The sequence below is a fragment of the Pontibacter vulgaris genome (assembly GCF_022758145.1).
GTDB classification, from domain to species: domain Bacteria; phylum Bacteroidota; class Bacteroidia; order Cytophagales; family Hymenobacteraceae; genus Pontibacter; species Pontibacter vulgaris.
This window is the reverse complement of sequence record NZ_JAJVDH010000013.1, coordinates 1-3,576: the sequence shown is the minus strand read 5'-3', so window position 1 is coordinate 3,576 and position 3,576 is coordinate 1. Positions and strand designations below refer to the sequence as shown.

2 protein-coding genes are annotated in these 3,576 nt (G+C 44.6%); both read right to left on the bottom strand.

The features are described from left to right. Positions 1-448 (bottom strand): hypothetical protein (locus tag LWP20_RS17970; RefSeq protein ID WP_242929564.1); only part of this gene is annotated, 448 nt, incomplete at its 3' end. A gap of 144 nt (positions 449-592) precedes the next feature. Beyond that, positions 593-3,576 (bottom strand): malectin domain-containing carbohydrate-binding protein (locus LWP20_RS17965; RefSeq protein WP_242929563.1); only part of this gene is annotated, 2,984 nt, incomplete at its 5' end.

Below are 3,576 nucleotides of genomic sequence, written 5' to 3'. Positions count from 1 at the left end.
GCGTCACCTCTGCCTGCAGGCGGTTGCGCGAGTCTACTTTCACTCCTAAGCTATTGATTTGATTATTGCTCGTGGTGGAGGCAATGCCTTTGTTGGTGACAAGCTTCAGGGTACCTGAGCTTAGGGTGAGCTTGGAAGGCTCGTAGCCCGGCACCTCCGCGTTGCTGGGGCTGCCGTCTTCTGCGTGGCGCGTGCCCGAGTAGGCATCTACCATCGTGAAACCTGTGCCCGACCCGTTCTTATCGGCCAAAGTGCCTGCCACACCCGCACTAAAGCTAAGGTTGAAAGGCAAGGCTACTTGCACCTGATCGCAGGGCAAGGTGCTTACCGGAGGACATTGCCCCATAACCGAAAAGGAAACTAAGAATGGTAACGCTAATAGTATTAATGATGACTGCGCTTTTGCAATCTTAATACCGTACACATTGATAATAGGTTTGTTATTCATACACTATAGTCCTTTTTTAGCGGAGATAAGCTTAGTTTATGTGTAACTACTAAGCAGCTTGAGATGCCAGATCATATTAAAAAAGGAGACTTAAGCAATAGTATGAAGGAGTCGCTTACTTCCTTCATACTATTGCTTCCGACTTTATTCTACTACTAGTTTAAATCTAGTTTCACCTGAGGTGCCTTGCGCTTTAAGAATATACACCCCTCTTCTCAGGTGCCTGCCAACTGCTATTTCTAAGTTAGAAATACCTTCATCATCTACAACAACTTCAGTAGAATGAATAGTACGCCCGGCAATATCATAGAGGGAAATAGCAACTTTTTCCTGTTTTCTAAAGCCTTCTAGCAATATCATAAATTTGTTACCTTGTGTTGGGTTAGGATATACCTGTAATTTCAGTCCGTTTGATTTACCATCGAGAATTGGCTTTACAGATTGAGAATTTAGCGCATTTACAGTAGAGGCTACTTTGTAAATTTCTACACCTGCAATGGCCAATCGGTTTGCCGTCGGGTTAAATTTGATATTAAGCATGCCATCTGTCACATTAACATCAAAATCTTTTACCAGAGCTGTCCTATATCCTACTTCACGGTATATATCTAAGCTAGGCAGGCGAAGCTGGTTTTCCAGACTGATATTGAACACCCGTATTCCTGCAGAAGTGAAAAAATTCTCTACAAAGTGCAGGCGAACATAATAGTTACCGTTGGAGATGGGAATTTCATAACGCGTTTCAGCCAAGTCAGCTGCAGCTGATAAGTATGTCTGGTAAAGTATATCATCGTCAGTGCTGCCGATAGGTCCTGCCACTACTTGTTTATCCAGTTTGACCGAGCCTTTTCTATAACTGATATCTGCCTCCCATACATTACCAGCAATAGTGATAGCAGCATCAGCCGCACTTTTTATTCGTTTCGTAATACTTATTGCAGTACTCTCATCTGTGGCAATACCATAAAGCGGAATTCTCAATGGAGAGTTGGAATTATTATAATTAACTAATAAAGCTGCATTTTTAAGGCCTTTGCTTGTAGGTCTAAACCCAACAGAAACATTTATAGTACTCTGCGGCAATAACGAAGTGGTAGCAGGTGGTGTAAAAGTAAACTCACCTGCATTAGGGCCAGCTAGCTGTATACTTTTTATTGTAATAGAAGGATCACTGCTGTCATTTGAATATATTTTACCCAGATTTTTTAACTGCACACTTAGCGACTTATTTCCTCCAGTAAGTACGGAACTGAAATCAATTGCAGAAGGCGTCGCTTCTAACTCAGAATAATAGGCAGTACCAACTTCTGGTCGAATATTACTAATATAGTAGATGTTGTCCTGATAATCATAATTGGTAAATTGTGTACCCAGGTAGTCTCCACCAATGATGTAGGCATTAGGGATAATATTGCCCGCAGCATCAATGGCTTTCCAGATACGCATGCCTATTTTACCCTGGTAGTTTCTGGTCCTATCTGAGTATGATGAAGCAACCATAAAGCCAAAGGCACCACTCGGGCTGAATGTGCCTGCTGCCACCTCCGTAGTAGAACCACGCCTTCTGGGAAGCAGTGACTGCCCATCCAGTGAGTTATGGGTAAACAATACAGTAATGGTAGAAGAGCCTTTGTAGTACCACCTGAAGCTTTCTGTGGAAGAGCAGCAACCATGATGTGCTGACATTTGAACAACAGAAACAGGCTTACTAGGGTCTGCGCGAACAAAGAAGGCTGATAATATTTCGTCGGAGTTAGGGACCAAATCGTTGCCATCAATCACCCCGTCATTAGAGTTAAACCCAGTTTGGCTTAAAAACCCAAAGGCTCTGATTACTTCTACAGCATAAGGCTCATTACTACCTTCGCCTTTATACTGCCAGAGTCCGCTAAGTTTTATCTCTTTTGCAGGAGTTAAGGCATCACTGAAAGAGATAGTAAGTTTGTCATTCAGTATTTTAACGCGGCCCCCTAAATCCTTTGCGATAAACTGTATAATCACATCCATGGAGGCTCCTATACTTAAGATTTTTGGCAAAGAGGTACTGGAGCTGTAAGCCGATCCATCTATCGAAACAATTTTCCATGCAGCTGTATTAGAAAGTATTAATTTGTCTATAGTCACAGCTTCTGTACCCCTGTTACTAATTTTGACTCTTAATGTATCATGGTTTGCATTATAAGGAGTGTAGGTTCCATCATCATTTTTACGTCGCCATGGGATCTGGATGAGGGAAGCGACAAAACGATCATTTGCCGGGAACTTATCTAAGTTTTCAACGACCAAATAACTATTACTTGTTGTGGTTTCACTTTTTACTTCTATAGTAAATGAAGCACTTACAGCAGCACCCGCTTTGTCGGTAGCAGTCACACTTACGGACAAATTGGTAGCAGTAGTGGGAGCCGTACCGGTAAAGCTTGCAGTGGTAGCATTAAACTGCAGCCAGGCAGGCAGAGCCCCGCCAGCAGCCAGAGCTGCAGAATAAGTCAGCACATCCCCGGCATCCGGGTCACTATACTGGCCCCCAGAAAAACTAAATGTTTGGCTTGTTGTAAAAACCTGGTTCGCTGGTGCTGTCACCACAACAGGTGGACTATTTTCAGCGGGTTCGGTAGAAATGGAGGAAACCGAGAAGTTATCAAAAGTATAAGTAACAGGACTGGTGCTGTTGCGGTGGGTAGCAAAGATACCGGCATAAACGGAAGAAGCAGTCAGGCCCATGCCTGCTATACTTACGGCCGGGGTGGCGTAAGAAGCCCCTGCGTTAAGGTAAGTAGTGCCATCGGTGGAGTAATACCCCTGGGCCTGGCTAGTGGCCGGGTCCACTACCAGCCGCAGTCGCACGGTCTGGTTATTTAGTCCCGAAATGGCAGCTGTGATGCGCTGGTCAGAAGTGCCTGACACGTCGTTGACCTCCCGGCGCAGTTCTATTTTGTTTCCCACCACGACCAGCTTGAGGTAGGTCTTATCATTAAGCCCCAGCCACAAACCGCCCTGCTGGTAGGCCGTACCATAGTAAGGGTTTACCAGCGTTACCTCTGCCTGCAGGCGGTTGCGCGAGTCTACTTTCACTCCTAAGCTATTGATTTGATTATTGCTCGTGGTGGAGGCAATGCCTTTATTGG